This is a genomic window from Roseateles subflavus, assembly GCF_030285365.1.
GTDB lineage: Bacteria > Pseudomonadota > Gammaproteobacteria > Burkholderiales > Burkholderiaceae_C > Roseateles_B > Roseateles_B subflavus.
In genome coordinates, this window is the sequence record NZ_JASVDS010000002.1 from 60062 (window position 1) to 86695 (window position 26634).

Annotated in this window: 24 protein-coding genes; 7 read left to right on the forward strand and 17 right to left on the reverse strand. The window is 72.8% G+C overall.

Features of this window, described 5'->3' with window-relative positions; genetic code table 11:
• Window positions 1–39 precede the first annotated feature (39 nt).
• The gene (locus QRD43_RS06055) at window positions 40–987 is read left to right on the forward strand and encodes a M48 family metallopeptidase (protein ID WP_285981597.1); all 948 of its coding nucleotides are present in this window, start codon (window positions 40–42) and stop codon (window positions 985–987) included.
• A gap of 325 nt (window positions 988–1312) precedes the next feature.
• On the opposite strand, the gene QRD43_RS06060 is transcribed toward QRD43_RS06055, so the two are convergent.
• Window positions 1313–2386: an MBL fold metallo-hydrolase gene (locus QRD43_RS06060; RefSeq protein WP_285981598.1), complete on the reverse strand. Its 1074-nt coding sequence runs from the start codon at window positions 2384–2386 to the stop codon at window positions 1313–1315.
• Window positions 2387–2460: 74 nt separating this feature from the next.
• Between QRD43_RS06060 and QRD43_RS06065 the strand changes: the two genes are divergently transcribed.
• Window positions 2461–2907 (forward strand): MerR family transcriptional regulator, encoded by a 447-nt coding sequence (locus QRD43_RS06065; protein WP_434063855.1) that lies wholly within the window; start codon window positions 2461–2463, stop codon window positions 2905–2907.
• 10 nt (window positions 2908–2917) lie between these two features.
• Here QRD43_RS06065 and QRD43_RS06070 read toward each other — a convergent pair whose 3' ends face one another.
• Genes QRD43_RS06070 through QRD43_RS06080 form a run of 3 tightly spaced genes read right to left on the reverse strand, consistent with a single transcriptional unit; the run spans window position 2918 to window position 7440 of the window.
• Window positions 2918–5338: an ABC transporter permease gene (locus QRD43_RS06070; protein WP_285981600.1), complete on the reverse strand. Its 2421-nt coding sequence runs from the start codon at window positions 5336–5338 to the stop codon at window positions 2918–2920.
• Window positions 5339–5349: 11 nt separating this feature from the next.
• Complete coding sequence (locus QRD43_RS06075; RefSeq protein WP_285981601.1) at window positions 5350–6027, reverse strand: ABC transporter ATP-binding protein; 678 nt, start codon at window positions 6025–6027, stop codon at window positions 5350–5352.
• Window positions 6028–6087: 60 nt separating this feature from the next.
• Entirely contained in the window at window positions 6088–7440 is a 1353-nt protein-coding gene (locus QRD43_RS06080; protein WP_285981602.1) for an efflux RND transporter periplasmic adaptor subunit, read from the reverse strand.
• Between the two features lie 160 nt (window positions 7441–7600).
• On the opposite strand from QRD43_RS06080, the gene QRD43_RS06085 reads away from it, so the two are divergent.
• A complete protein-coding gene (locus tag QRD43_RS06085) occupies window positions 7601–8965 on the forward strand; it encodes a sigma-54-dependent transcriptional regulator (RefSeq protein WP_285981603.1) in 1365 nt (454 codons plus the stop codon).
• Complete coding sequence (locus QRD43_RS06090; RefSeq protein WP_285981604.1) at window positions 8955–10238, forward strand: sensor histidine kinase; 1284 nt, start codon at window positions 8955–8957, stop codon at window positions 10236–10238. Before QRD43_RS06085 ends, QRD43_RS06090 begins: the two co-directional genes overlap by 11 nt.
• 27 nt (window positions 10239–10265) lie before the next feature.
• On the opposite strand, the gene QRD43_RS06095 is transcribed toward QRD43_RS06090, so the two are convergent.
• Complete coding sequence (locus tag QRD43_RS06095; RefSeq protein WP_285981605.1) at window positions 10266–10958, reverse strand: alpha/beta hydrolase; 693 nt, start codon at window positions 10956–10958, stop codon at window positions 10266–10268.
• Window positions 10959–11140: 182 nt separating this feature from the next.
• Here QRD43_RS06095 and QRD43_RS06100 point away from each other — a divergent pair, with 182 nt between their 5' ends.
• Entirely contained in the window at window positions 11141–12220 is a 1080-nt protein-coding gene (locus QRD43_RS06100; protein ID WP_285981606.1) for a hypothetical protein, read from the forward strand.
• Between the two features lie 4 nt (window positions 12221–12224).
• Here the strand turns inward: QRD43_RS06100 and QRD43_RS06105 are convergent, their stop codons facing one another.
• The 6 genes from QRD43_RS06105 to QRD43_RS06130 all read right to left on the reverse strand — a co-directional run bounded on the left by QRD43_RS06105 (window position 12225) and on the right by QRD43_RS06130 (window position 18175).
• Window positions 12225–15383 (reverse strand): prolyl oligopeptidase family serine peptidase, encoded by a 3159-nt coding sequence (locus tag QRD43_RS06105; RefSeq protein WP_285981607.1) that lies wholly within the window; start codon window positions 15381–15383, stop codon window positions 12225–12227.
• Window positions 15384–15522: 139 nt separating this feature from the next.
• Complete coding sequence (locus QRD43_RS06110) at window positions 15523–15909, reverse strand: glutaredoxin family protein (protein WP_285981608.1); 387 nt, start codon at window positions 15907–15909, stop codon at window positions 15523–15525.
• Between the two features lie 125 nt (window positions 15910–16034).
• Window positions 16035–16208: a hypothetical protein gene (locus QRD43_RS06115; protein ID WP_285981609.1), complete on the reverse strand. Its 174-nt coding sequence runs from the start codon at window positions 16206–16208 to the stop codon at window positions 16035–16037.
• A gap of 144 nt (window positions 16209–16352) precedes the next feature.
• A complete protein-coding gene (locus tag QRD43_RS06120; RefSeq protein ID WP_285981610.1) occupies window positions 16353–16742 on the reverse strand; it encodes a response regulator transcription factor in 390 nt (129 codons plus the stop codon).
• A gap of 92 nt (window positions 16743–16834) precedes the next feature.
• Window positions 16835–17542, reverse strand: a complete 708-nt coding sequence (locus tag QRD43_RS06125) for a DUF6445 family protein (RefSeq protein ID WP_285981611.1) — start codon at window positions 17540–17542, stop codon at window positions 16835–16837.
• Window positions 17543–18037: 495 nt separating this feature from the next.
• Complete coding sequence (locus QRD43_RS06130) at window positions 18038–18175, reverse strand: hypothetical protein (RefSeq protein WP_285982526.1); 138 nt, start codon at window positions 18173–18175, stop codon at window positions 18038–18040.
• A gap of 56 nt (window positions 18176–18231) precedes the next feature.
• On the opposite strand from QRD43_RS06130, the gene QRD43_RS06135 reads away from it, so the two are divergent.
• Window positions 18232–18621, forward strand: coding sequence for a CAP domain-containing protein (locus QRD43_RS06135; RefSeq protein WP_285982486.1), 390 nt, complete (start codon window positions 18232–18234; stop codon window positions 18619–18621).
• A 16-nt stretch (window positions 18622–18637) separates the two neighbouring features.
• On the opposite strand, the gene QRD43_RS06140 is transcribed toward QRD43_RS06135, so the two are convergent.
• On the reverse strand, window positions 18638–19519 hold the full coding sequence (locus QRD43_RS06140) for a DMT family transporter (protein ID WP_285981612.1): 882 nt from the start codon (window positions 19517–19519) through the stop codon (window positions 18638–18640).
• A gap of 184 nt (window positions 19520–19703) precedes the next feature.
• Here QRD43_RS06140 and QRD43_RS06145 point away from each other — a divergent pair, with 184 nt between their 5' ends.
• Window positions 19704–20861, forward strand: a complete 1158-nt coding sequence (locus tag QRD43_RS06145) for a DSD1 family PLP-dependent enzyme (protein WP_285981613.1) — start codon at window positions 19704–19706, stop codon at window positions 20859–20861.
• Window positions 20862–20888: 27 nt separating this feature from the next.
• Here QRD43_RS06145 and QRD43_RS06150 read toward each other — a convergent pair whose 3' ends face one another.
• The 5 genes from QRD43_RS06150 to thiC are packed head-to-tail and all read right to left on the reverse strand — an operon-like array spanning window position 20889 to window position 26607.
• Window positions 20889–22574 (reverse strand): bifunctional hydroxymethylpyrimidine kinase/phosphomethylpyrimidine kinase, encoded by a 1686-nt coding sequence (locus tag QRD43_RS06150; protein ID WP_285981614.1) that lies wholly within the window; start codon window positions 22572–22574, stop codon window positions 20889–20891.
• Between the two features lie 5 nt (window positions 22575–22579).
• On the reverse strand, window positions 22580–23374 hold the full coding sequence (locus QRD43_RS06155) for a thiazole synthase (RefSeq protein WP_285981615.1): 795 nt from the start codon (window positions 23372–23374) through the stop codon (window positions 22580–22582).
• 8 nt (window positions 23375–23382) lie between these two features.
• Window positions 23383–23628 (reverse strand): sulfur carrier protein ThiS, encoded by a 246-nt coding sequence (gene thiS / locus QRD43_RS06160; protein ID WP_285981616.1) that lies wholly within the window; start codon window positions 23626–23628, stop codon window positions 23383–23385.
• A gap of 8 nt (window positions 23629–23636) precedes the next feature.
• Window positions 23637–24713 carry an FAD-dependent oxidoreductase gene (locus QRD43_RS06165; RefSeq protein WP_285981617.1) on the reverse strand — a complete coding sequence of 359 codons (1077 nt, stop codon included), beginning with the start codon at window positions 24711–24713 and terminating at the stop codon, window positions 23637–23639.
• A gap of 16 nt (window positions 24714–24729) precedes the next feature.
• Window positions 24730–26607: a phosphomethylpyrimidine synthase ThiC gene (thiC, locus tag QRD43_RS06170; RefSeq protein ID WP_285981618.1), complete on the reverse strand. Its 1878-nt coding sequence runs from the start codon at window positions 26605–26607 to the stop codon at window positions 24730–24732.
• Between the last annotated feature and the right edge of the window lie 27 nt (window positions 26608–26634).

Genomic DNA, 26634 nt, shown 5'->3' on the forward strand with positions numbered 1-26634 from the left:
TCTCGCGAGCGTGGGCTTCCCCCCGTAAACTTGGCGGCCATGCTGCATCGCCTGGCCGGCCTTTTCCAGTACGTCCAGCTCTCGCTTTTCGAGCGGGAGCCGGAGTCGCCATCCTCGGCGCCTCCCGCGGACGCTTCGGTGCCGCCGGTCAGCCGGCGCCCGCGCCGCCCGAGCATGCCGCCTTCGTCCGCCGTCCCGCCGTCATCCCCCCCGCTGTCTCACCCGCAGCGCCGTGTTCTTCTCGGCGCGGAGGAGGTGGGCTACGAGCTGCGCCGCGCACGCCGCCGCAGCATCGGCTTCACCATCAGCGAGGCGGGCCTGCGGGTCAGCGCGCCCAAGTGGGTGCCCGTGGGCGAGATCGAGCGTGCCCTGCAGCACAAGGCCGGCTGGATCCTGCGCAAGCTCCAGGAGCAGCAGGAGCGCAGTGAGCGCCTGGCGGCCGCGCAGATCCAGTGGGCCGATGGCTGCACGGTGCCCTATCTCGGGCAGGACCTGATCATCGTGCTGGACCCCTCGGCGGCCCGCCTGCCGCACAAGGCCCGCCTGGACACCGGCCTGGCCGACCCGCAGTCGAGCCTCGCCACCGTGCCGCGCCAGACGCTCTACCTCGGCCTGCCGCAGGACGCCGCGCCGCTGCAGATCCGGGATGCCGTGCTCGCCTGGCTTCAGGCACAGGCCCGCAGCCTGTTCACTCAGCGCTGCGCCCATTTCGCGGCGCAGATGGGGGTGCGCATCAGCCGGCTGCGGCTCTCCTCGGCCCAGACCCGCTGGGGCAGCGCCAGCATCGACGGCTCCGTCCGCCTGAACTGGCGGCTGATCCACTTCGAGCCCGCCACGATCGACTACGTGGTGGTGCACGAGCTGGCCCACCTGCACGAGATGAACCACAGCCCGCGCTTCTGGGCCGTCGTGGGCGCCGTCCTGCCGGACTACGAACAATTCCGCCAGCAACTGCGCCGGGCGGCCTTGCCGAACTTCAGCGAGTGATACGGATTTGATCCGACAGTCCCCCCTTTAGGAGGATAGTCGTCGCAGGGCCGCCAAACGCACACTCTCCATTGCAAGCTGTCATCACGACACGGCCCCGGCTGCTCTGAGAGGAACAGGGCAGCCCTCGGCGAACCAGGCATCCGCGATTCAGCGGCCGTTTCGTCCGGGCTGTGTTCAGGAGATCCCAGCTGATTCATCTGGGTCAGTCGTGGATCGCCGAGCCAGGGCTCTGCCCGGCCCGATCGACAACCAAAAGGGAAACCGCCGTCGCGCAAGCGCCGGCGGTTTTTTCTTGGGTTCCCGTCTGCGCAGGGCGCGCCGGTCAGCAGCGGAAGCGCAGGACGCCGTCGGCGCCTCGCTCGCGGCGCAGGCGGCCTTCCAGCCACAGCGCGTTCAGGTGGGCGATGGACTCGCCCATGGCAAAGGTCGTCTGGTGCAGGTCCAGCGGACGCTTGAAGAGCAGGGGCAGCAGTTCGGCCGCATCGCAGGGCTTGTCGGCGCAGGCCTGGAGCACCTCGTCCAGCCGCTCGCGGTGGTGGGCCTGGAGCTGGTCCACGCGTGCCGGCAGGCCGCGGAAGGGCCGGCCATGAGAGGGCAGCACCAGCGTGTCTGCCGGGAGTTCGAGGAGGGCGGCCAGGGAATCGAGGTAGAGCTGCAGCGGATTGGCCTCGGGTTCCACGTCCACCACGCTGACGTTGGTGGAGATGCGCGGCAGCAGCATGTCGCCGGAGATGAGCACCGGCGGGCCGTCCTCACGGAAGAAGCTCAGATGCTCGGGCGCATGGCCGTAGCCGCCGATGCAGCGCCAGCGCGCGCCGCCGATCCGCACCGTCTGCCCGGGCATCAGGCGGCGGTAGCTCGCGGGCACGGCGGGCACCATGCTGGGGTAGTAGCTGGCGCGGCCGCGGATCTTGGCCTGCGCCTCCGGGTCCGTGAGGCCATGGCTGGCGAAGAAGGCCGCCGCCGCTTCGCCGCCCATGCCGACGGTCGAGCTGCTGGCGATGCGCCCGAGGTTGTAGTCCGCCGCGCTCATCCACAGCCGGCAGGGCTGCTCGGGCGTGCTGAAGCGCTCGGTGAGCCAGGCGGCCAGGCCCAGGTGGTCCGGATGGAAGTGCGTGACCAGCACGCGCAGCAGCGGCTCGCCCTGGAGGCCCTCCGTCAGCACCTGCTCCCACAGCGTGCGGGTGGCGTCGTTGGCGACGCCGCAGTCGACGAGCGTCCAGCCGGCACGGCCGTCGATCTCGTCCCGCAGCAGCCACAGGTTGATGTGGTCCAGCGCAAAAGGCAGGCCCATGCGCACCCAGGCCAGGCCAGGCTCCAGGGCCAACAGGCCGCCGGGCGAGGGGAGGGTGTCGCCCCAGGGATAGCTCAGTTCGGATTCGCGCGGATTGGCCATGGGCTGCAAGGGCTTAGACTAACGTTAACGTAAACGTCATTCAGCGCAGTGTAGCCATGAGCATCGAGTCCGACCTGAGCGCCCCCGCAAAAGCCCTGGCGGTGCCCGATGACGCGGCCGCCGCCGAGGCTGCGGCGGAGGGCAGCACCCGCCTTTTCACCATCACGGAGCTGGCGGCGGAGTTCGACATCACGCCGCGCGCCATCCGCTTCTACGAGGACATGGGCCTGCTGAGCCCTGCCCGCGAGGGGCGCAACCGCGTCTACACCCATCGCGACCGCACCCGGCTGAAGCTGACGCTGCGCGGCAAGCGCCTGGGGCTGTCGCTCCAGGAGATCAAGCAGCTGGTGGACATGTACGACGCGGCGGGCGCCGATACCGCCCCGCAGCTCAAGGCCTTCCTCGAGGTGCTCGCCCAGCACCGCCGGCAGCTCGAGCAGCAGCTGGAGGACATCGAGGTGACGCTCGAGGAAATCGCCCAGCACGAGGAGCGCTGCCGCGCGCTGCTGGCGCTGCGCTGAGCGCGCCGCTTCAGTCCTGCAGCACCGCGATGGGGCGCAGGGCGACGGCCTTGAGCCCGTGGCGCAGGCTGGCCAGCAGGGCCACCGCCAGCAGCCCGCCCAGGGCGATCCCCTGCGGCCAGACGCCCAGCGCCGCCTGATCGGCGAAGCCCCCCAGATAGATGCGACCGAGCAGCCACGACAGCGGCAGCCCGATCAGCGCTCCGGCGAGCAGCAGCAGGGCGAGCTCCCGGCCGAGGCGCCGCAGCGACTGCCAGGTGCTTGCGCCATGCAGCTTGCGCAGCACGATCTCCCGCGCATGCCGCTGCACCAGATGCGCCGCCAGCGCGTACATGCCGAAGCCCGCGATGGCCAGCGCCAGGCCCGCACACAGGGCCACCAGATGGCCCAGGCGCAGGTCCTGGGTGTAGGGCTCCAGGAGTGCCTCCTCCAGCCGTTCCAGCCGCAGGGGGGCCGAGGGAAACTGCCGCCGCCACAGGGCGTGCACCTGCGCCGCGTCGAAGGCCGGCGAGCTGCGCAGGAGCAGCACGCCGGGACCGTCCGCCGGGGTGCCCGACTCCGGCGGGTCCTGCAGCAGGAAGCCCTGTGGCAGGCGCGGCTCGCGGGTCGATTCCAGCGCCAGGTGCTCGACCACCGCCACGATGCGGCTGTGCTTCCGGGCCTGGTCCAGGCCGCGCAGCTGGTCCTGCACGGTCTGGCCGACGGCCTCCTCGGGGCGCGTCCAGCCCAGCGCCCGGGCGGCGTCGGCATCGATCACGAGCCGGGGCTCGGCGGTCGAGGGGCGCCCGACCTGCCCGGCCAGCAGCCGAACGCGGTAGAGGTCGAGGAAGTCGCCGTCGACGATCTGCCGGCGCAGGGTGACCTGGCGCTCCAGGCGCTCGATGAGGGCCTCCTGCTCCATCCGCCCCGAGCCAGGGATCCACTGCGCCCAGCTGCTGCCTCGCACACCCGGCAAAGCGCGCAGGGCCTGCTGGAAGGCCTCCAGCTTCGTCCGGGTCGTCCCCGCGGGCAGCGTCAGCGCGTGCAGGCCGGGCAGCTCGTAGCCCAGATCGCGCGCCAGCACGTGCCGGTTCTGCGCCCACACCAGCAGGGCCATGGCCACGACGAGCAGCGCGCAGCCGAACTGCAGGGCGCCGAACAGGCGTCGCAGCCAGCGCCCGGAGCGGCCTTCGCCACCCAGCCGCCCCTGCAGCGCCTCGGCGCAGCGCAGGCGCCGGCAGAGCCAGGCCGGGTAGGCCGCCACGACCAGCGTGATGAGGACGAACAGCCCGGCGCACAGCAGCAAGCCCGGCCCGGAGAGGACGTCCGGCTGCGGCAGCTCCAGCTGACCGGCCATCCACGGCGCCAGCAGCCAGGCCATCAGCCACCCGAGGCCGACGGCAATCAGCGCCTGCAGGCCGGCCTCCGCGAGGGCCAGGCCCAGCAGCCCGCCGGGTCCGGCGCCAAGGCTCTGGCGGATGGCGATCTCGCGCTGGCGCTGCAGCATGCGCACGCCGCCCAGGTTCACGGCATTGACGAGCGCCAGCAGCCCCAGCAGCAGCCCGGCGCCGAGCAGGGCGGCCAGGACCTGCCGCTGCTGCTGGCCCAGCCGCCCCTCGAAGCCGCGCTCGCTCAGCGGCAGGGCGCGCATGAAGCCGGCCTTGCGCCCACCCGCGACCCAGTCCGGCGGCAGTTCCTTGATGACGGGGCTGTGGTCCAGCAGGCCCTGGGCCACGGCGCCGGCCTGCGCCGCCGAGACCCCGGGGGCCAGTCGCCCCCACACCTGGCCGCTGACCCAGAACCACGCCGTCTTGAGGTCCTCGCTCAGTCCGGCCGCCGGGCTGTCGAAGTTCAGCAGCACCTCCGCCTGAACCGGGTGACGGGCGGTGGGCGTGCGGATCACCGCGCCGACGTGCAGCGTGTGCGTGCCGAGCGTCAGGGCCTCGCCCAGCACATCGACCCGACCGAAGAGGCGCCGTGCGACGTCCGCCGTGACCACCAGCTGGTCCGGCCGGGCGAGGGCCTGGCGGGCATCGCCGCGCAGCGACTGCAGGGCGAACAGCGACGCGAGTTCGGCATCCAGGGCGGCGGTGCGCACGGGCCGGCCCTCGTCCTCGACCGATGGGCCGGCGCGGCGAAGTGTCCGCTCAGCCTCGAGGTAGCGGCCGACGTCCGTCAGCGGCGCTCCGGCCCGCTTGAGCTCGCCGTGGAAGGCGAAGGGCGTGCGCAGGAACCAGTCCTCCTGGCGGCCCGGCATGTTGCCCTTGAAGTCGATCAGCACGATGCGCTCGGGGTCCTGGAGCGTCGCGTCGGGCAGCAAGCGCTCGAGGATGAGCGTCGCGAGCAGCAGGCAGGCGGCCACGGCCAGCGCGAGGCCGCCCAGGCTGGCGAGCGTGTGCAGGGGCGCTGCGGCCATCTGCCGCCGCGCGACGCGGAGATCGGGAAAACGCATGGCGGTCTCCCTCAGGCCGCGAGGGCGTCGACGAGCACGCGCCCGTCCAGCAGCCGCACGCTGCGGGGCGCCAGGGCGGCATGGGTGGGCGAGTGCGTCACCATCACGAGCGTCGTGCCCTCGTCGTTGAGCTCACGCAGCAGGCGCATGACCTCCTGACCCTGCGCGCTGTCGAGGTTGCCGGTGGGTTCGTCCGCCAGCAGCAGGCTCGGGCGTCGCACGATGGCGCGGGCGATGGCCACGCGCTGCTGCTGACCGCCGGAGAGCTGGGACGGCCGGTGCCGTGCGCGGTGCGCAAGGCCCAGGCGGTCGAGCGCCCCCGCGATGCGTTGGCGCTGCTCGCGCGCGGGCAGCCCGGCGTGGTCCAGGGCGAGGCCCACGTTCTCCTCGACGCTCAGCTCGTCGATCAGGTTGAAGCTCTGGAACACGAAGCCGATCTGTCCCCGGCGCAGCAGCGCCAGCTCGCGCTCGGTGCAGCGCGAGAGTTCGCGCCCGTCGAACCAGTACTCGCCGTCGCTCGGGCGGTCCAGCAGGCCCAGCAGCGACAGCAGCGTGGTCTTGCCGCAGCCGGAGGGCCCGGTGATGGCGAGGTACTCGCCGGCCTCGATCTGCAGGTCGACGCGGTCCAGCGCCGTGGTCTCGACGTCGCCGCTGCGGTGGCGCTTGCTGAGGGATTTCAAATGGATCATCGGGATCTCCGGGGGCAATGGTAGGGCGCCGGGGGCGCTTCGTGCGAATGGGGGGCGGGTCTATCGGGGGGAGGCAGGCGGGCGTTCGGCCTCGTCCGCGCCCTCGCCGACGAGGCGCAGCACGGGCTGTCCGGCATGGCGGGCGCTGGCGCTCACCAGCACACGCTCGCCCGCGCGCAGCCCGGCCAGCAGCTCCACCTGCGTGCCCGTGCGCCGACCCAGCTGCACGGCACGCCGGTGGGCCAGCGGCCCGCCGTTCTCCCGCACGTAGACGCTGCCGCCCCCCTCGTCGAGGTAGGCGCCGGTGGGCAGCCACAGCGCCTGCGCGGGGGCGCCCAGCTGCACGCTGAGCTCGAAGGACTGGCCGGCGCGCAGGCCCTCGGGCGGCGGGTCGGCAAACGCGAACGACACCCGGAAGCGCCCCTGCTGCACCGTCTCCTGCCGATCTCGCAGCACGAGGGGCCAGGTCTTGCCGCCCAGGGTGAGCCGCGCCTCAAGGCCGGGGCGGACGCGCGCGTCGTAGAACTCGTCGACCTCGGCCTGCAGCCGCCAGTGCCGGCGGTCGTCGATGCGGCCGAGCCGCTCGCCCGCGCGGACCACGCTGCCCACCTGCAGATCGAAGCCGCTGAGCTGGCCGGCGCCCGGTGAGCGCACGGTCAGGCGGCCGGCGGCCTGGCGCACCAGCGTCAGGCCGGACGAGAGACCCTGCACCGCCCGCTCCATCTCGGTGACGGTGCGGGCCCGCACCCGCAGCTCGGCCTGGCTGTCCTCCTCGCACTGCCGCAGCAGCTCGGCCTGCAGCTCGGCCTGGCGACGGGCGTTGCGCGCGGCCAGCGGCGAGACAAAGCCTTGCGCGGCCAAGGCCTGCTGGCGCTCGGACTCGTCGCTGGCCAGGGCGAGCTCATGCCGGCGCTGGGCCAGCTCACGCCGCCACTGGGCCTGTGCGCCCGCCTGGGCCGCGCGCAGCGTGGAGAGGTTGGCGAGCTGCTGCGCCACCTCGGCCGTGCGGGCCAGCACCTCCTGCTCGCGCTGCGGATTGGAGAGCAGCACGAGCGTCTGGCCCGCCGTGATCGCCTGCCCGTCCCGGACCTGCACGGCCTCGACACGCCCACCCTCGGTCGCATCGATCATCAGCTGCTCCTGCGGCTGGGCCTGCGCCCGCAGCGTGAGCTCGTCCAGAAAGGGCCCCTGCTCGACGGTCGCCCACTGCAGGTCCCGGGCCTGGACCCGCACGCCCTGCGGCGCGAGCGCCCAAGCGAGCAGGGCCAGGGCCGGCAGCAGAGCCCAGGCGGCCCGACGTGCATGCCGCCAGCGGCTGGGCGGCAGCAGGCGGTCCATGGCGGCGCCGGACAGGGCTCGCAAGTGAGCGGGGGGCGCGGGCGGTGCGGTGGGAGTCTCGGGCGAGCGTTGCATGCCTGGCCTCATCGCAAGGCGCATGCCAGCGCCCGGCAGCGCCTGCCGACGGGGTCGCCGCGGGCGGCACTGTCCGGGGGCGGTACAGCAGGGGCGTGGAGGTGTCCGGATCCGGACAGTCGCTGGCGGACACCGGGGCGGGGCTGGTATGGTCGCGCCCATGCTGACCAGCCCGGCCCGCCTCCTTGTGCTCGACGACGACCCGGACGTCGGCATCGCCGCCCGCCTGCTGCTGCAGCGACGCTTCGGCGAGGTCCGCTGTCTGGAGCGTCCGACCGAGCTGGCCGCGACGATAGCGCAATGGCGGCCCGACCTGCTGCTGCTGGACATGAACTTCCTGCCGGGCCACAGTGACGGCGCGCAGGGGCTGTCGCTGCTGCGGCAGCTGAGGCAGCAGCCCGGCGCGCCTCAGGTGATCGTGATGACGGCCTACGCGGGCGTGGAGCTGGCCGTCCAGGCGCTCAAGGCAGGCGCGCTGGACTTCGTCACCAAGCCCTGGGACCACCCCCGCCTGCTGGCTGCAGTGGCCGCGGCCCTTGCGCTGCGCGATCCGTCACGGCTGGCCGGCGCAGCGCCGGAGGCAGGGCCGCCGAGCGCGCTGCTCGGGCAGTCCCCGCCCATGCAGGAGCTGCGTCGCCTGATTGCCGCCGTGGCGGCGACGGATGCGCATGTGCTGGTGCTGGGTGAGATGGGCGCGGGCAAGGAACTGGTCGCGCGCGAGCTGCACGAGCGCTCGCCGCGTCGCCTGCGACCGCTGCTGGCCGTGGACCTGGGTTCGCTGCCGGACACCTTGCTGGAAAGCGAGCTCTTCGGCCATCGCCGCGGCAGCTACACCGACGCACGCCAGGACCGTCCCGGCCGCTTCCTGGCGGCGGCCGGCGGCACGCTGCTGCTGGACGAGATCGGCAACCTGTCGATGTCAGGGCAGGCGCGCCTGCTGGCCGTGCTCGAGCGGCGCGAGTTCACGCCGCTGGGCGCGGACACGCCGCTGCCGCTGCAGGCCCGCATCGTCAGTGCCACGAACCTCGACGAGACGGCCCTCTTCGACCCGCAGCGCTTCCGCCCCGATCTGCTGTACCGCCTCAACACCATCGTGCTGCGCGTGCCGCCGCTGCGGGCGCGGCGTGAAGACATCCCGCAGCTGGCCACCCACTTCCTGGCGCGCTTCGCGGCCGAGCACGGTCGCCCGCCCCGCCCGCTGAGCGCTGCCGCGATGCAGCGGCTGCAGGCACACGACTGGCCGGGCAATGTGCGGGACCTGCGCCAGGCCTGCGAACGGGCCGTGATCCTGGCGCCGGGCGCGCAGTTCGAGCCGGCGGACTTCCAGCTGGAGGGGCTCGTCGCGCCCGGCGCGGCCCCTGCCGAGGCGGATCGTCCGTCAACAGGCCAGACCCTGGCGGAGCGCGAACGCGCCGCGCTGGACGAGGCCATGCGCCTGGCCCAGGGCAATGTCAGCGAGGCCGCGCGGCGCCTGGGGGTGTCCCGCGCCGCGCTCTACCGCCGTCTGGACAAGCATGGACTCTGAGCCCCTCCTTCGCCGCGCCGCCTGGCGTCTGCTGCCGCTGCTCGGCCTGGCGCTGCTGGCGGCGTCGGCCATCGGGGCGCTGGACGATGCGCGTGCACGGGTCCTCGCCGGGCTGGTCCTGCTGGTGATCCTTGCGCTGATGTGGGGTCAGGTCTTGCCTCTCTTGCGGGCGATGCACGAGCTGGGCGCACGGGCGCGCGCCGGCGAAGGGCAGGAGGCGCTGCTGCGGCAGCGGGAGCACGCCGCGACGCTGAGCGAGGCGCTGCTGGACGAGGCGCCCGTCGCCCTGTGGCGCTGCCCGTCAGGCGGCGCCCCCGAGGCCCTGAACGGGGCGGCCCGGCGCTGGCTGGCGCCCGGCGGGGCACGTGACGCGGCCACCTTGCTGGCGCAGCTGCACGAGCACGCCGAGGCGGCGAGCCGGCAGCGCAGCTGGCTGCGCGTCGACACGGAGCGGGGCGAGGAGCGCTGTCTGCTGGCGTCGCGGGCCTGGATCCAGGACGGCCAGCTGGGCTGGCTGCTGGCGCTGCAGCCGCTGGAGTCGGCGCTGGAGGCCGAGACGCTGCGCGCCTGGCGCCAGCTGGTGCATGTGCTGACCCACGAGATCATGAACTCGCTGACGCCCATCGCCTCGCTGGCGCGCAGCGCGCAGGAGCTGCAGGCGGAGGCGCTGCCGCCCGCCGCCGCCTGCGGCCCTGGGGCCGACGAGGCCAGTCGGGCGGACCTGCAGCTGGCGCTGGAGGCGATCGCCCGGCGGGCGGAGGCGTTGTCGCGCTTCGTGGGCGACTACCGCCGCATCAGCGACTGGCCGGATCCCATGCTGGAGCCGGTGCCGCTGCAGGCCCTGTTCGACCGCCTGGCGCAGCTGCTGTCAGCGCGATGGCAGGCACGCGGCGGCGCGCTGCATTTCGAGCTGCCGGCGTCCGGCCTGCTGCTGACGGCCGATGCCGGGCAGCTGGAGCAGGTGCTGCTGAACCTGCTGGGCAATGCCGAGCAGGCCACGCAGGACGAGTGCCGACCCGAGGCCTGGGTGCAGGCCCGGCTCGGCCGCGGCGGGCGCCTGCGCATCGAGGTGCGCGACAACGGCCCGGGCGTGCCGCCGGGGTTGGAGCGGGACATCTTCCTGCCCTTCTTCAGCACCCGGCCCCGCGACGCCACCCAGGGCGCGCGCGGCATCGGGCTTGCGGTGGTGCGGCAGCTGGTGCACGGCATGGGCGGGACGGTGCGCCTGCACCGGCCGGCACAGGGCGGGGCCTGCTTCGTGCTGAGCTTCTGAACGGGGGGCGACGGGCGAGGCGGCCCGTCAGCGCTCACCCGCGCTGGCGGCGGCGTCCGGCGCCAGGCAGCGGCTGATGAAGCCGGCGATGTCGTGGATCTCGTCCATGCAGACCTCGTGGCCCATGGCATAGCCGTGCCACTGCGGCCGGTAGCCCAGGCGCTCGAGCGCCACCTTGGCGGCCATCCCGCGGGCGGGCAGCACGACCTCGTCGGCATCGCCATGGGCCAGGAAGAGTGGCACGTCGACGTTGGCGGCCTGCCGCTCGGCCTCGGTGGTCGAGGCCAGCGGCAGATAACCTGACAGCGCCACCAGGCCCGCCAGCCGCTGCGGATGGCGCAGGCCCGTCATCAGCGTCATGGCGGCGCCCTGCGAAAAGCCCATCAGCACGATGCGCGAGGCGGGGATGCCGCGCTCGATCTCCCTGGCGATCAGGGCCTCGATGCTGCGCTGGGACTCCCGCAGCCCGCGCTCGTCCTCGACCCGCTGCCCCGTGGCGTCGAGGCCGATGTCATACCAGGCGGGCATGCGGTAGCCGCCGTTGATGGACACGGGCCGATCCGGGGCCTGCGGCAGGATCACGCGCAGGCCGCCGACGCCGCGCAGGTCCATGGCCTGGCAGACGGGCACGAAGTCGTCCCCGCTGGCGCCGAGGCCGTGCAGGACGATGAGGCTGGCGGCCGGCGCGGCCGGGGTCTGGAGTTCGATGGCGTCGAGCATGGCGCGGGTCCGTGGGAGACAGAGGGCGTGCGGCAGGCGCGCCGCGCCGCCATCATCCCATGCGCGAGGCCGCTACCATCCGCCACGGGCCGGGTCGTGCAGACCATCCGGATCAGCGGATGGCGCCGCCGGGCGGAGCCGCGGCCGCGACGACCGGCCCGTCAACAGGGAGGACAGCGGGCATGGGCGCAGCGGGCGACAAGGCAAGGGACGGCACGGCGGACCGGACATCACGGCCGCGAGGCGACCGCGCGCAGGGCCCGGCACCGCGCGGGCTGGTGTCGCGGTGCCGCGCCCTGGCGGGGCGCCAGGCCGCCGCGCGCAGTGTGTGTGCCGCCGTGCTCGTCGTCCTGAGTGCCTGCGCCGGGATCGGCCCGGGCGGATCGGGCGGGCCTGGCAAGCCGGTGCAGGGGCCGGACAGCCTGGCGATGGAGTGCCCCTCCGAATTCCGCTACGAGCTGCCGGTGCCGCTGGGCGCGCCCCTCGCGGCCTTGCGGGACCACGCCGAGCAGCGTCTGCAGGCCTTGGGCTTGCGGGCGAACTGGGACGGCCCCTGGGCGCACGCACAGGCACAGCGATTCGGCGGGGAGCCGGCCGAGCTGGCGCGCCTGCGCCGCCTGCTGGCCGTCGTGCTGCCGGCGCTGGAGCGCTACCACCCCAGCTTCTTCCAACGGACCGGCCTGCAGGAAGTGGGGCTGGTGAAGGATCTGGTCGTCGGGGAGACCCAGATGCGCCTGGCCATGCCGGCGCCCGAGCGACACGCCGTGGTCTACGCGGACAACGCCAATCCGCTGTGCGCCGCCGGCATGGAGCTGCGTGTGCATCACGAGCTCTACCATCTCGTCGAACTGCGCCTCTTCGGCGACTTCTACTACCGCGACCCGGCCTGGCTGGCGCTCAATCCCGAGGGGCTGGCCTACGGGCAGGGGGGCGCCACGGCCTATGGCGGCACCTTCCACAACCTGGGTCATCCGGCGGCCGGGCTGGTCAGCCGCTATGCCCTCTACGGCCCCGAGGAAGACAAGGCCGAGGTCTTCGGCTGGCTGATGACGCCGGGCTACGCCGGCCGGGTCAAGGCCTGGTCCGAGCAGGACCTGGCCCTGGCCGCCAAGCGCCGGTTCATGATGGCGCTGGTGCACCGCCTGAGTGCCGGCACCATGAGCGAGAGCTTCTTCGAGGCCCTCGCCCGCGAGCAGCCGGCACCGCCCGTGTCGCCCGCCGGCGCCGCGCCGGCCGCCCGGGTCGACAAGTCGGCAGGCTGAGCCCTCAGCGCGTCTGCAGCGGCTGAGGCGGCGGCGTCGACGGGTCCTCGATCACGGGCGCGCGGACCGGGATGCGCTCGGCGACCGGCTTGAACAGCGGCATCACGTCGCGCTTGCCGCGCTCCAGATAGGGCACCGGCTGGTCCATCCAGGCCGGGCGCGGCTCGCCGAGCAGGTAGTGGTCGAAGAACTCGCCCATGTGCACCGTGAAATGCTTGAGGGCGTCGCGGTCCCGCAGGCCGTGCTTCTCGCCGTTGTAGTTGAACCAGTACGCCTCCTTGCCCAGGCGGCGCAGCGCGGTGAAGAACTCGATGGCCTGGTAGTAGGGCACGGCGTCATCCTCGTCGTTGTGCACGGTGAGGTAGGGCGTGGTGATGCGGTCGATGCGGAAGATCGGCGAGTTCTCGACGTACAGGTCCGGCCGCTGCCAGGGCGTGGCGCCGATGCGGCTCTGCTGCTGCTCGTACTGGAAGGCGCGGCTGCGGCCCGTGCCCCAGCGGATGCCGCCGTAGCCGCTGATCATGTTGGCCATCGAGGCCCCGGCCTCGGCCGCGCGGAACATCGTGGTGCGGGTGAGCAGGTGGTTGACCTGGTAGGCGCCCCAGCTGTGTCCCTGGATGCCGATGCGCTTCTCGTCGACGAAGCCTTGCTTCACCAGCTGCTGGATGGCGGGAATGACCGTGTCCATCGCGCTCTGGCCCGGGTGGCCGATCGTGTAGACGATGTCCGGACGCAGCACGAGGTAGCCCTTGCTGACGTAGCGGCTCACGTTGATGTTCTGACCGGGTGCCGGGGGCACATAGCGGTGCAGGTTGTCCGTCATCTTTTCGTAGATGTAGACCATCAGCGGGTACTTCTTCCTGGGGTCGAAGTCCTCGGGCTTGGCCAGCAGGGCGCGCAGCGGGCGCCCCTTGGCCGAGGTGTAGCCGATGATCTCCTGCGTGCCCCAGCGCAGGCGCGCCTGTTGCGGATTGGCGTCGCTCAGGCGCTGGCCCTGGCCGAGCGGCCCCTGGCTCAGCCAGAGATCCGGGAAGGTGCGGAAGTCCTGCGCGGTGTGCAGCCAGACCTCGGCATCGCGCGCCTTCACGAGGCCGCCGAGCAGCTGCGGGCGGTGCAGCAGGCGCTCGGGGGCGCTGGTGCCGGCCGGGTCGATCCGGTAGAAGGCGGTGGACTTGTCCTGCTCGGCCGTCCCGAGCAGGATCCAGGGGCCGGCGGGCAGGGGCCGGGCGTGGCGCTGCTCCTCGCGCTCGGTGCGGTCGCCGCCCTCGTCATCCACGCGCTGCAGGCGCAGCTGGATCCGGGGCGATGCAGCGCCAGGCCGGGCCGTGTTGATGCCCGGCGTGAGGCGCTTCGCCGCCAGGCTTTCGGGGTCGACGGACCAGAGGTCGAACTGGGCGTTCAGCACCACCGCGCGGTCGTCGGGCAGCCAGCCGACCTGCCCGTAGGCATCGGCGGGCTCGACGACGTCGCGCTCCACGTTCTCGAAGTGCTCGCCGGCGATGCCGGCCGTCAGGGCGCGGGCGCTGCCGTCCTGGGTGCGCCAGGCCATCCACTGCTTCTTCTCGGGCAGGAAGGCCGTCACGTAGCGCCCGCCGGGCGAGAGCAGCGGCATGCCGCGCAGCCGGCGTGCCAGCAGGCGCGTGCTGCCGTCCTTCAGGCTCACGGCGTAGGCGTCGCGGTAGAGCGTGTCCCAGGACTGCAGTGCGCGATACGGGAGCTCGTTGAAGCCCAGGGCGAAGTCGGCGTTGTCATTGACGACGACCTCCGGCAGCTCCGGCGTGGCCAGCTGCACGAAGCGCCGTTCGGCCGGCAGGTCCAGGTGGACCACGGCACGGTAGCTGCGGAGCCTCTCCTTCTCGGCCCGCACCTTCTGCATGGACTGCAGCTCCGGGTCCTGCCAGTGCCAGAGGTCGACCTTGAGCGGCTCCGGTGCGTCCTTGGCCGGCTCCGGGGGCAGCGGGGCGGTGCCCAGGAAGAGGCGGCGGCCGTCCTTGCTGAAACGCAGGCTGGCGTGCTCGCTGGGGGAGAAACCCTCCCGCAGCCCCGCGTTGCCGGCGGCCAGCAGCTCGACGGCGCCGGCTTCGTCCGCGCGCCAGTGGTACAGCTTGAAGGGCGTGGCGGGGGCCTTGGCGTCGTCCTTGCCATCACCCTTGCCGTCCTCCTTGCGCTCCGCGCCGGCGTCCTGGGCCAGATGGTCCCGGTTGCTGACGAAGGCCAGCTGGCGGCCGGCGTCGTCGAACTGCAGCTGCCGGTAGGCGCCCCGGCCGCCCAGGAGCAGGCGCGGCTCGCCGCCCGTGCCGGCGAGGAGGTAGACCCCGTCGCGCGGGGGCTTGGCGTCCTTCGGGGCTTTCGAGTCCTTCGTGTCTTTCGGGGCCGGCGTGGTGACGGCAAACGCCAGCCGCAGGCCATCCCGGCTCCAGGCGAAGGCACTGACGTCCTCCAGGCGCTGGCGCTGGCCGTCGGCGGGATTCACCAGCAGCAGCGCGGTGCCGGCATCCTTCTTCCGGCCGGCCTCGGCGCTGGCATGGCTGGCCCCGAAGAAGCCGGTCTCGCTGAGGGCGATCTGGTCCGGGCCGTCGTCGTCAGCCGGGGCGGTGCCGGCCTTGCGGGTGTCGCTCTTGGCATCGGTCTTGCCGTCCGGCTTGGCCGGCGCTTCCAGCCACAGGGCCAGGCGGCTGCCGCCGTCCTCGGCGAAGGCGACGCGCTTGACGCGGTCCACGGTCTCGAAGCGGCCGCTGTCAAGATCCAGCCAGCCGGCGCCTGGCTTGGGCGCGTCGTCGCCCTTCTTCTTGTCCTTGCGGGCCTGGTCCTGCGCCGCGCGCGTGGGAGCCTGGGCAAAGGCCAGGAAGCGGCTGTCGGCACTGAACACGGGCTGCAGGCCGCGCGGCACGCGCCATTCCTGCCCGTCGGCCAGCCGACGCACGACCAGCTCGCCATCGCTCTCCTGCCCGACCAGGGCATACGCGGCGAAGCGGCCGTCCCGCGACAGCACGGCGCCCTGGATGCTGCGCCACGGGGCGTAGTCGCTGTAGGCGAGGGCCCGCTTGGCGGCGTCGGTGCCGGCCTCCGCGGCCGTCGCGGCCCCCAGCGGCAGGAGACTGCAGACACCGGCCAGCACGAGGGCGCGGGCGCTGCGGGTGAGGAGGGAGCGGCGTTGGAGCATGGCGGGCACAGACAAAGACAGGCAGGCCCGCTTTATAGCAAGCCGGGAGGTCCGCGCCATGCCTTCTGGTTGGGAACTCGCCACCAGAATTCATGATGGACGCTCCGGCACATCGGCCGATCCCGGCCCGGCGGCGTGCTCAGGGCGGGAGCTGGGCGAGGGCCGCCTCGAAGGCCTCCGGCTGGTAGCCCACGATCATGCGCCGCCCGATGAGGACGACGGGCACGGCCTGCCCCTCTCCCAGGCTTTGCAGGCGGCGCTGCTGTTCGGGGTCCTGTTGCACGTCCAGGTCGGCGAAGGGGATCCGGCGGGCCTGGAAGTAGGCCCGCGCGGCCTTGCAATAGCGGCAGCTGGCGGTGCCATACAGGAGCACCGGCTCGGCGTGGCCCTGGAAGTGGGCGCGGTAGTCGCCCTCGGTATAGGCTGGGCGCAGCCACGTCGGCACGCGGGGCGCGGCATAGCCGGCCGCGAGGCCCAGCGCCACGATGGCCAGCGCGGGACCGAATCGGCGTAGCAGGCGATGCATTGGCAGAAGGCCTCGCGGCCCGGATGGAGGAGGTTCAGGGGATGGCGCGGCAGGCGCCGGGGGCGCGGCGCCCTCGGGCCTGCCGCCCGGTGGAGCCCGCCTCAGGCGGGCCCCATGGCACGACGTCAGGGATAGATGTCATCGCACTCGGCGATGCACTCGGCGTACTCGGGGGTGCCCTTCAGGAAGGCCTTGGCGCAGGCCTTGTAGCAGAAGTAGCTGGGCGGCGGGTAGGCAATGGCTCCCCCGCAGATGGCGGCCAGTGCGAACAGGGCAATGCGCTTCTTGATCGATTTCATGATCCAGTCCTTGGTCAGGTGTGGGCGACCGCTTGGATGCGGTCAGGGCTGGATCCCTCCAGGGTGGCAGGCCTCCTGGGGCCTGACTCTGGAGCGCGATGCTAATCCGTCAGATGCGCGGTGGTGTTGGTGCTTGCCCGGGGGTCAGGCGTCGCCGCCGGGCGGGCCGTAGAGGCTCATGATGCCCTGCACCAGCTGGATGGGGCCGAAGGGCTTGGCGATGAAGAGGTCGGCGCCGGAGGCCTCGAACTCCGCCTGCATGTCCGAGAACGGGCGGGCGCTGACGATCACGACCTTGGGCGCCGTCCCGGGCTCAGCGGCCTGCTTGATCTGGCGGCAGGCCTCGAGGCCCGACATCCCGCCGGGCATCATCACGTCCATCAGGATGAGGTCGGGCTGTTCGGCCTTGACCTTCGCCAGCGCCTCGTCGGCGGTGCCTGCCTCGGTGAGCGAGAAGCTCTGCGCCAGCTCCAGCGTCATGCGCAGCAGATCGCGGATCTCGTTCTGGTCATCAACGATCAGGATTTTTTTCATGGCGATGGTGGCAGTCGGCAGGTGGACGCTAGCCGACGTCCGGGGGTGTGGCAAGCCCGGGGCGCGCCAGACCGGCACAGACCGTGAACAAGTCAGTGTTCTGCGAGCCAGAAGAAGACGGCCGTGAGTCGCTTGTCCGACAGCTGCTCGCCGAAATAGCCGGTCGCGCTGTGGACGAGGGCCGCCTTGTAGAGCAGCAGGCGGTTGAAGCGGTTGTCCACGCGCCGCTCCTCGTACCAGGCCTGCGGCGGCAGGCTGCGCACGTTCAGCGCATCCACCAGGCTCTTGTGCGGCGCGCCCACGAGGTTGCCGCCGATTGCGCCGTTGGGGTAGCGCAGCCGGTAGAAGCTGGTGCCGCTGTCCGCCGGAGGGTCGGGGTGCAGGTAGAGCACGGCGGCATAGGTGCAGAGGTCGCGCCGGTCGGTATGCGGGCGGGCGCCGCATTCCTTGGCCCCGACGAGCTGGGCGACATTGAAGTCCAGCGTCGCCCCATTGGGCGCGGTACCGACCCACAGGCGCCGGGCGCCCGTGAGTTCACGGACACGGCTTTCCAGCTGCGCGATCTCGTCCTCGTTCAGGGCGCCCCGGAAGCGCATGCCCGGCCAGCTCTCCTTGGCGTGGGGAAAGCCGTAATGCCAGTCCTGGTGCTGCAGGCAGCGCTCGCGGATCTCGTGGGCGTTGGGCAGCACGTTGTCGCAGACCCAGTAGTTGCGACCCAGCTCAAGGCCGTCATCGACCAGGCGGGGGGCGGTCGGCGGAATGGGCGGCAGGACCGTGCCGGGCGGGGGCATGGGAATCATGGGCAGGGGCCGCAACGGTGGCCAGGCGACGTGAACGAGGAGGGCGCCAGCCTAGCACCCGCCTGTCGCCCGGACGCCTGGGGACTTCACCGCTTGCCGGCGGCCCGAGGGGCGGCATCGCGCCGGGCGCGGGCGCAACAAGCTGCATGAGACGGTGTGCAGTTGTTGCAGGCGCGCGCCAGGCGGCCCGAGCCCCTTCACAATGCGCCGCCGCCCCCTGTGGGCCTCCCTCCCGAGCCGTCATGCCGTCTTCCTCCCTGCCTTCCCGCAAGCCCCTGGGCGTGCTGAGCCTTCTGTTGCTGCTGCAGGCATGCGGGGGCGGGGGCTCGTCCACGGCGCCGACGCCCGCGCCGGTGCCGACCTCCCCGGCGGCGTCGGCCCCTGTGCCTGCGCCTGCGCCGGCACCTGCGCCCGCACCGGCACCGGCACCTGCGCCCGCACCAGCACCAGCACCAGCACCAGCACCAGCGCCAGCGCCTACGCCTACGCCTACGCCTACGCCCGCTCCTGCTCCTGCTCCTGCTCCTGCTCCTGCTCCTGCCCCGGCACCAGCACCAGCACCAGCACCAGCACCAGCACCCACGCCCACGCCCACGCCCAGGCCCACGCCCACGCCCACGCCGACACCTTCACCCACCCCCCTGGCGGCCGACTGCGGTCTGCCGGACTTCCAGGCCAGCCTGCTGCGCCTGGTCAACACGCAGCGGCAGCGCGGCGCGGTCTGCGGCACGCAGTCGATGCCGGCGGTCAGTGCGATCCGCTGGAGCACGGCGCTCGCGCAGGCAGCGCAGCGGCACTCCCAGGACATGGTGGACCGCAACTTCTTCGACCACACGGGATCGGACGGCAGCAATGCCGGGCAGCGCATCAGTGCCGCCGGCTATCGGTGGTCCTCGTGGGGCGAGAACATCGCCGCGGGGCAGAGCTCGGCCGAGTCCGTCGTGCAGGCCTGGATGAACAGCGAGGGCCACTGCCGCAACATCATGAACGCGCGCTATGTGGACATGGGCCTCGCCTGCGTGCGGGCCAACGGTGGCACGGGCCGCCTGACGTGGACGCAGGACTTCGCCTCGCCCTGATCCAGGCGGCGCTGCCTCAGCCGAGCGCCAGTCCCATCACGCCCAGGGCGATGAACGCGGCGCCGAGCAGGCGCAAGGCGCGGTCGCCCTCCCCGAGCAGCGAGCCGCCGGCCAGCGCGGCGAAGAGCATCGACAGCTCCCGCGCCGGCGCCACATGGCTCAGCGGTGCCAGCCGCATGGCATACAGCACCATCACATAGCTGGCCGGTCCCAGCACGGCGACCGCCAGGGCGACACGCCATTGCCGACGCCAGGCGGCGCGGAAACCGGCCGGGTCGCGCAGGGCCAGGGGCAGCATCACGGGGATCCGCAGCACATTGCCGAGGTAATCCAGCACGATGGGCGAGATGAGGAGGATCTTCACCGAGTAGCCGTCCAGCACGGTGTAGCCCGCGATGCAGGCCCCCGTGATGGCGCCCCAGCGCAGGCCCAGCAGGACCCGCGCCTTGCGCGCCGGGTCGTGCGCCTGACGCAGCAGCGCCGGGCCGCCCGCGATGAGGAACACGCCGGCGACCACGGCCAGTGCGCCGATGGCGCCGGTCATGCTCAGGGGTTCGTCCAGCAGCAGCACGGCGCCGAGCGTGCTCAGCAGTGGGCCGCTGCCGCGCGCCACCGGGTAGACCACGGTGAGGTCCGAGACGCGGTAGCCGTAGAGCAGGCAGTTGAAATAGACGAGGTGCAGCACCGCGCTGGCCGCCAGCGCCGCCCATTCGACCGCCCCGAAGCGCGGCACCGTGTCCCAGCCCTGCCAGAGGGCCACGGGCGCCCACACGAGGCCGACGAGGATGGCGCTGATCAGCACCACCTCTTGGCCGCCGCCATGGCGCTTGACGATGAGGTTCCAGCTGGCGTGGCACAGCGCAGCGGCGAGGACGAGGAGCAGGGCAAGGGGGGTCATGGCGGGCGGCGGTCCGCGCCGGGCGAGAGGCCCGCGCGGGGCCTGCAGTATGCCTGCGCCTGCCCGCCGAGGTTGCCGCTTGGGGGCAGGGCGGAGGGTCCGCTGCGCGAGGGGCGACGCCGCCGTGCCGCCTCGTCGCCGTGCACGCCTTTGCGGCGCTAGTGTCCTGCGCCACAATGGTTGCATGACTGCCTCCGACGCCCTGCTGACCCTGCCGCCGGTCGCCCGCCCCGGCGACCCGCTCCCGGCCGTGGACACCCCCGCCCTGCTGTTGGATCTCGATGCCTTCGAGCGCAATGTCCGGCAGATGCAGGCCGCCGCGGACTCCGCCGGCGTGGCGCTGCGTCCGCATGCCAAGGCACACAAGTGCGTGACCATCGCGCAGGCCCAGATGGCGGCGGGGGCGGTGGGCATCTGCTGCCAGAAGGTCAGCGAGGCGATGCCCTTCGTGCAGGCGGGCATCCCGGACATCCTCATCAGCAACGAGGTCGTGGGGGCGGCCAAGGCCGGCCAGCTGGCCCGGCTCGCCGGGCGCACGCGGCTGAGCGTCTGCGTGGACCACGAGCTGCAGGTCGAGCAGCTGGCGCAGGCCTGCGAGGCGGCGGGCAGTCGCCTGGACGTGCTGGTGGAGATCAACATCGGGCAGGACCGCTGCGGTGTGGCCGATGCCGACGCCGTGCTGCGCCTGATCGACGCCCTGTGCCAGTACCCCGACACCCTGCGCTTCAAGGGGCTGCAGGCCTACCAGGGAGCGCTGCAGCATGTGCGTGGCGTCGAGGCGCGCCGTGAGGCCGTGCAGCGCGCCACCGACCGCGCGGCGGCGGTGCTGCAGTCCTTGCAGGCCCAGGGCGTCGTGTGTGAGACGGTGACCGGCGGCGGCACGGGCAGTGCCGCCTTCGACCTCGGCCTCGGGCTGTACACCGAGCTGCAGCCGGGCTCCTACGTCTTCATGGACGCCGACTACGGCCGCAACGACGTCGCCGATGAAGGCCTGCGCTTCGAGCACGCGCTGCTGCTGGCGAGCACCGTCATGAGCGAGGGCGTCGGAGACCGTGCGGTGCTCGATGCCGGACTCAAGTCTCTCAGCGCGGAGTCCGGCATGCCCTGGGTCTGGGAAGCCGGCGGGCGCAGCCCGCGCTGGGACTATGTCTCCGCGAACGACGAGCACGGCCTCCTGCAATGCCGGGCACCCGGCTCGGCGAAGCCGGCGCTGGGAACGCAGGTCCTGCTGGTGCCCGGGCATTGCGACCCGACGCTGAACCTGCACGATCAGCTGGTCGTGCATCGCCAGGGGCGCGTGGAGGCGCTGTGGGCGATCGAAGCCCGGGGGCTCAGCCGCTGAGCCAGCGCTGGCGAAGCGCCGTCGCCATCAGGATCGACCGGCCTCCCAGGCGGCACGGCAGGCCGTGAGGCGCTGTGCATCCAGCCCGCGCACGAGGCAGACGGCCGAGACGCCGCAGCGCGCGGCCGCCTCCACCTGAGCCGCCTCCAGCACGCCGCCGATCGCCACGACCGGCCGCCCCGCCATGCGCGCCCACCACGCCAGCTGGCTCAGACCCTGGGCCAGCCAGGGCATGTGCTTGGTCGTGGTGGCCCAGACGGGGCCGCAGGCGATGTAGCGCGGCGCCAGCCCGCGTGCCCGCACCAGCTCCCACAGGCTGTGGCTGGACAGGCCGAGCGCCATGCCGCTGTCCAGGATCCGCCGGCGCTGCATCGCGTCCAGGCAGGCCCAGTCCTCCTGGCCCAGATGCAGGCCGGTGGCCCCGACCTCCAGGGCCAGCTGCCAGTGGTCGTTGATCCAGAACTGCGTGCCCGGATGGTCGCGCATGCACTGCACGGCTCGCGTGACGCGTGCCCGCAGTGACGCGGGATCCAGGCCGGGGGTGGTCTTGCTGCGCAGCTGCAGATGCGGCAGGCCCCAGCCCGCCACGGCCGCGAGGCGTTCCTCGTCCTCGACGATGCCGTAGAGCCCGGGCGCGAAGGCGCCGGGCTCGGCGGCACCGGTCAGCACCGTTTGCCAGCGGGCGAGGGTGGCCGCGTCGGGGCGGGTCTCGTCGCCGAATCCCATCACCGGCAGGGCCTCGGGGGCGTGGATGAAGGAGGCCGCCGGGCGCAGCGGACCGGCACCCGCACCGGCCGCATGCCCCTGGCGCAGGCCGTGCCAGCTGCACATCTTGGCCAGCACCAGCGCGTCGGCCGGCGGGAAGCCCCGGGCCAGTGCGGCGGCCGCGGCGCTGGCGAAGGTGCAGCCGCTGCCGTGATGGTGCAGGGGCGTCTGCTGCTGGCGCGGCAGGGCCATCCAGCCGCGCAGCCCCGGGCCGGCGTGCGGGGGCAAGTCCAGCCAGTCGAGGGCCAGGTCTTGCGCGCCAGGCACGGGCAGGGCGTCGTCACCCCCCGTGATGCAGACGCCCGCCTGGGGGGCGAGATGCTGGCGCAGGGCCGCCGCGAGTGCGGGGACATCCAGCGCCTCGCGAGACGCGGCGCCAGGCAGGTGCGCCAGCAGGGCCAGCGCCTCGCGCCGGTTGGGCGTGACCAGGGTGGCCTGGGGCAGCAGGCGCTCGCGGCAGGCCTGCAGCAGGGCGTCGCTGCAGAAGGCCGCACCGCCCGCGCTGGCACCGAGCACCGGGTCCACGACCAGGTCCACGCGCCGACCATCGGCGCGCAGGGCGGCGAGCGTCTCCAGCAGCGCCTCGATGGCCTCGACGCTGCCCAGCAGGCCGGTCTTGATGACGCGCGGGGTCAGGTCTTGCGCGAGCGCGGCGAGCTGATGGCGGATCTGGGCGGCCGGCACGGGATGCAAGGCCTGCACGCCGAGCGAGTTCTGCGCGGTGATGGCCGCGACCACCGGGCAGAGATGGACGCCGAAGGCCGCTGCGGCCCGGGCGTCGGCACTGAGGCCTGCCGCACCGCCGCTGTCGTGGCCGGCCACGCTCCAGATGACGGGGGGCGTGGCCTCCTGCGTCCAGTCGGGCAGCTGCGTCAGCGCAGGGTCCGGGGCCTCGAACCAGGGTGAGGGCAGGCTGGGGTGGGGCAGGGCGGTCGTCAGGGTCGCCATGGTCGTCATCCCAGCAGGAAGGCGTGATCGCCCACCGGCGTGCTGGCCACGGCGAAGTCCTGCGGGGCCATCAGCCCGGCTCGTCGGGCCGTGCGGCCGGCGAGGACGGCATCGCGGAAGGCCGCCGCCATGCGCACGGGATCGCGCGCCTGGGCCACGGCCGAGTTCAGCAGCACGGCATCGAAGCCCATCTCCAGCGCCTCCGCCGCCTGCGAGGGGGCACCCAGGCCGGCATCGACGATCAGCACGGCGTCCGGCAGCCGCTCTCGCAGCGTGCGCAGACCGTGGCGGTGCAGCAGGCCCTGGCCGGATCCGATGGGCGCGCCCCAGGGCATCAGCACCGCGCAGCCCACCTCCAGCAGTCGGCGGCACAGCACCAGGTCCTCGGTGCAGTAGGGGAAGACGGTGAAGCCGTCGCGCACCAGCTGCGCGGCGGCGTCGAGCAGCTCGAAGGGGTCCGGCTGCAGCGTGTGATCGTCGCCGGTGACCTCGAGCTTGACCCAGGCCGTGCCGTACAGCTCCCGCGCCATGTGCGCGAGCGTGACGGCCTCGCGCGCGCTGCGGCAGCCGGCCGTGTTGGGCAGCAGGTGTCCGCCCTGGGCCTGGATGGACTGCAGGGCGAGTGCCACGGCGCCGTTGTCCCCGGCGCCCTGGAGGCTGCGCTTGAGACCCACGGTCAGCACCTGGCTCTGCGAAGCCCGGATGGCCTCGCTCAGGATCTGGGGGCTCGGGTAGCCCGCCGAGCCGATGAAGAAGCGGCTGCGCAAGGCACGGCCGTCGATGTGCAGGAGATCGTCCATGGCGCGTCTCAACCGCCCACGATGGGACGGAACAGGAGGATGTGGTCGCCCTCGCGCAGCTCATGCAGGCCGCGATGCTCGCGCGGCACGTGCTGGCCGTTGACGGCCGTCGCGGCGGCCTCCTGGGCCTGGCCGAGCAGGCTCAGCAGCTGGGCGAGCGTGCAGCCGTCGGGCACTTCCATGGGCTGGCCGTCCAGGTGGACGCGCAGCGAGCTGGGCACGGTGGTGGCGTAGTGATCGATGCGTGGCGTCATGGCAGGTTTCATGCGGGGTCGGGCAGCGCGCCGAGGCCGCTGCGCCGGAGAAGTTGGTCGACGAGGGCCGGCGCCAGCAGCCAGCCGTGGCGGTAGAGCCCGTTCAGGCGCAGCAGGCCGGCTTCGTGGTGGAGGTGGGGCTGGTGGTCGGGCAGTGCCGGGCGCAGGTTGCGGTCCAGGCGCGTGATGCGGGCCTCGCCGAGCTGCGGCATCACGCTGTGGGCCGCCGCCATCAGCTCGACGGCGCTCTGCAGGCTCACCGGGCTGCGGTCCTCGCTCTCGATCTCGCTGGCGCCGATGAGCAGCTGGTCCGCCGTGCGGGGCACGAGGTAGACGCGATGGCGCGGATGCAGCAGGCGCACCGGCCGCGTCAGTCCGTGGCCCGGCGCCTCCAGGGCGATGACCTCGCCGCGCACGCCGCGCAGGGCGGGCAGCTGCGACCGGGCGCCCAGGCCGCGGCAGTCGATGACCCAGTCGGCATCGAGGCCGCGGCCGTCCGCGAGCGTCAGCCGGTGGGCCTCGCATTGCACGGCGGGCATGGACCAGTGCCAGGCCACGCCGGCGGCGTCGGCCTGCAGCGCGGCCATGGCCTCGAGCGGGTGCACGAGGCCCTCGCCGGGCAGCAGCCAGGCCTGCAGGCCGGCACTGCGTCGCAGCGCGGGCTCCAGGGCGGCCAGGGCCTCGGGGTCCAGCGCCTGCGGCGTCGGGAAAGCGCCGAGTCCCGGCTGCTGCAGGCGGTCCAGCACGCGCCGGGCGGCACCGCCATCGCTGCGCTGGGCCAGCAGCAGGCTGCCGTTCAGCTGCAGTCCGACCGGCCGGCACCGACGCAGCTGCTGCACCAGGCCGGGCCACAGCGCCAGCGAGCGCCAGCCCGCCGCGGCGATGGCGACGTCCGCCTTCTCCAGCTCGGCCAGCGGGCTGAGCATGCCGGCTGCGGTGAACGCGGCGGCACCGAGGCCGTCGAACATCGGCTCGGGGCCAGGTCTTGCGTCGAAGACCTGCACCCGGTGCCCGGCCCGGGCCAGGGCCCAGGCGAAGAGTCGCCCGGCCAGGCCGGCCCCCGCGATGGCGATGGTCGCGCTCATGCGTGCTCCCGGGGGCTCAGGCCTTCTGGATGGGGATGTAGAGCTCCCCGCCCTGCGCCTTGAACTCCGCGCTCTTGGCCTGCATGCCGGCCTCCTGCTCGAGCTGCGCCGCGTAGTCGCGCACGTCCTGCGTGATCTTCATCGAGCAGAACTTCGGTCCGCACATGGAGCAGAAGTGGGCCACCTTGGCGCTGTCCTTGGGCAGCGTCTCGTCGTGGAACTCGCGCGCCGTCTCGGGGTCGAGGCCGAGGTTGAACTGATCCTCCCAGCGGAACTCGAAGCGGGCCTTGGAGAGCGCGTCGTCGCGGGCGCGCGCGCCGGGGTGGCCCTTGGCGATGTCGGCTGCGTGGGCGGCGATCTTGTAGGCCATCAGCCCCTGCTTGACGTCATCGCGGTCGGGCAGCCCGAGGTGTTCCTTGGGCGTGACGTAGCAGAGCATGGCGCAGCCGAACCAGCCGATCATCGCGGCGCCGATGCCGCTGGTGATGTGGTCGTAGCCGGGCGCGATGTCGGTCGTCAGCGGGCCCAGGGTGTAGAAGGGCGCCTCGTCGCAGTGCTTCAGCTGCTCGGTCATGTTGGCCTGGATCATGTGCATGGGCACGTGGCCGGGGCCTTCGATCATGGTCTGCACGTCATGCTTCCAGGCGATCTTCGTGAGCTCGCCCAGCGTGCGCAGCTCGGCGAACTGCGCTTCGTCGTTCGCGTCCGCCAGCGAGCCGGGGCGCAGGCCGTCGCCCAGCGAGAAGCTGACGTCGTAGGCCTTCATGATGTCGCAGATCTCTTCGAAGTGCGTGTAGAGGAAGTTCTCGCGGTGATGGGCGATGCACCACTTCGCGAGGATCGAGCCCCCGCGCGAGACGATGCCCGTGCGGCGCTTCACCGTCATCGGCACGAAGGGCAGGCGCACGCCGGCGTGGATGGTGAAGTAGTCCACGCCCTGCTCGGCCTGCTCGATGAGGGTGTCGCGGAAGAGCTCCCACGTGAGGTCCTCGGCGACGCCGCCGACCTTCTCCAGCGCCTGGTAGATGGGCACGGTGCCGATGGGCACGGGGCTGTTGCGGATGATCCAGTCGCGGGTCGTGTGGATGTTGCGGCCGGTGCTGAGGTCCATGACCGTGTCGGCGCCCCAGCGCGTGGCCCACACGAGCTTCTCGACCTCTTCCTCGATGGAAGAGGTGACGGCGGAGTTGCCGATGTTGGCGTTGACCTTCACCAGGAAGTTGCGGCCGATGATCATCGGCTCCAGCTCCGGGTGGTTGATGTTGGCGGGGATGATGGCGCGGCCGCGGGCGATCTCGTCGCGCACGAACGCCGGCGTGATGACGTCCGGAATGCTGGCCCCGAAGGCATTGCCGGCCAGGCGCTGCTGGCGCTCGGCGTCGGCCTCGTACTCGCGCATCCACTCGAGGCGCTGGTTCTCGCGGATCGCGACGTACTCCATCTCGGGCGTGACGATGCCACGGCGTGCGTAGTGCATCTGGCTCACGTTGGCGCCCGCCTTGGCGCGGCGCGGCTGGCGCTGCAGGCCGGCGCTGAGCTCGCGCAGGCGCAGCTGCTGCGCCTGGTCCCGCAGGCCGTCGTCGATCAGCTGGATCGGGCGGCCCTCGTAGGGTTCGGTGTCACCGCGCGCCTCGACCCAGGCGGCGCGTGGCGCAGGCAAGCCCTTGCTGACGTCGAGGGTGGCGCCCGGGTCCGTGTAGGGGCCGGAGGGGTCGTAGACGCTGATGCGCTCGCCGTTGGTCAGCGCGATCTCGCGCAGGGGCACGCGCAGGTCCGGGTGGATCCGGCCGCTCAGGTGGACCTTGCGCGAGGCCGGCAGCGGCTCGCGGGTCAGGGTCAGGGATGGGGCCAGGGGGCTGCCGTCGGCGAGGCCCGGATCGGTGAGGCTGTTCATGCGGTCTCCAGGTTGGGTCCGGAGGCC

Bases quoted from the DNA above. Each gene is read 5' to 3' on its own strand.
- QRD43_RS06110 (WP_285981608.1), bottom strand. From the start codon at position 15,909: ATGCATCGCCTGCTACGCCGATTCGGTCCCGCGCTGGCCATCGTGGCG.
- QRD43_RS06070 (WP_285981600.1), bottom strand. From the start codon at position 5,338: ATGCGTTTTCCCGATCTCCGCGTCGCGCGGCGGCAGATGGCCGCAGCG.
- QRD43_RS06055 (WP_285981597.1), top strand. From the start codon at position 40: ATGCTGCATCGCCTGGCCGGCCTTTTCCAGTACGTCCAGCTCTCGCTT.
- QRD43_RS06105 (WP_285981607.1), bottom strand. From the start codon at position 15,383: ATGCTCCAACGCCGCTCCCTCCTCACCCGCAGCGCCCGCGCCCTCGTG.
- QRD43_RS06090 (WP_285981604.1), top strand. From the start codon at position 8,955: ATGGACTCTGAGCCCCTCCTTCGCCGCGCCGCCTGGCGTCTGCTGCCG.
- QRD43_RS06085 (WP_285981603.1), top strand. From the start codon at position 7,601: ATGCTGACCAGCCCGGCCCGCCTCCTTGTGCTCGACGACGACCCGGAC.
- QRD43_RS06075 (WP_285981601.1), bottom strand. From the start codon at position 6,027: ATGATCCATTTGAAATCCCTCAGCAAGCGCCACCGCAGCGGCGACGTC.
- thiC (WP_285981618.1), bottom strand. From the start codon at position 26,607: ATGAACAGCCTCACCGATCCGGGCCTCGCCGACGGCAGCCCCCTGGCC.
- QRD43_RS06100 (WP_285981606.1), top strand. From the start codon at position 11,141: ATGGGCGCAGCGGGCGACAAGGCAAGGGACGGCACGGCGGACCGGACA.
- QRD43_RS06165 (WP_285981617.1), bottom strand. From the start codon at position 24,713: ATGAGCGCGACCATCGCCATCGCGGGGGCCGGCCTGGCCGGGCGACTC.
- thiS (WP_285981616.1), bottom strand. From the start codon at position 23,628: ATGACGCCACGCATCGATCACTACGCCACCACCGTGCCCAGCTCGCTG.
- QRD43_RS06120 (WP_285981610.1), bottom strand. From the start codon at position 16,742: ATGAAAAAAATCCTGATCGTTGATGACCAGAACGAGATCCGCGATCTG.
- QRD43_RS06145 (WP_285981613.1), top strand. From the start codon at position 19,704: ATGACTGCCTCCGACGCCCTGCTGACCCTGCCGCCGGTCGCCCGCCCC.
- QRD43_RS06060 (WP_285981598.1), bottom strand. From the start codon at position 2,386: ATGGCCAATCCGCGCGAATCCGAACTGAGCTATCCCTGGGGCGACACC.
- QRD43_RS06125 (WP_285981611.1), bottom strand. From the start codon at position 17,542: ATGATTCCCATGCCCCCGCCCGGCACGGTCCTGCCGCCCATTCCGCCG.
- QRD43_RS06095 (WP_285981605.1), bottom strand. From the start codon at position 10,958: ATGCTCGACGCCATCGAACTCCAGACCCCGGCCGCGCCGGCCGCCAGC.
- QRD43_RS06115 (WP_285981609.1), bottom strand. From the start codon at position 16,208: ATGAAATCGATCAAGAAGCGCATTGCCCTGTTCGCACTGGCCGCCATC.
- QRD43_RS06080 (WP_285981602.1), bottom strand. From the start codon at position 7,440: ATGCAACGCTCGCCCGAGACTCCCACCGCACCGCCCGCGCCCCCCGCT.
- QRD43_RS06155 (WP_285981615.1), bottom strand. From the start codon at position 23,374: ATGGACGATCTCCTGCACATCGACGGCCGTGCCTTGCGCAGCCGCTTC.
- QRD43_RS06140 (WP_285981612.1), bottom strand. From the start codon at position 19,519: ATGACCCCCCTTGCCCTGCTCCTCGTCCTCGCCGCTGCGCTGTGCCAC.
- QRD43_RS06150 (WP_285981614.1), bottom strand. From the start codon at position 22,574: ATGGCGACCCTGACGACCGCCCTGCCCCACCCCAGCCTGCCCTCACCC.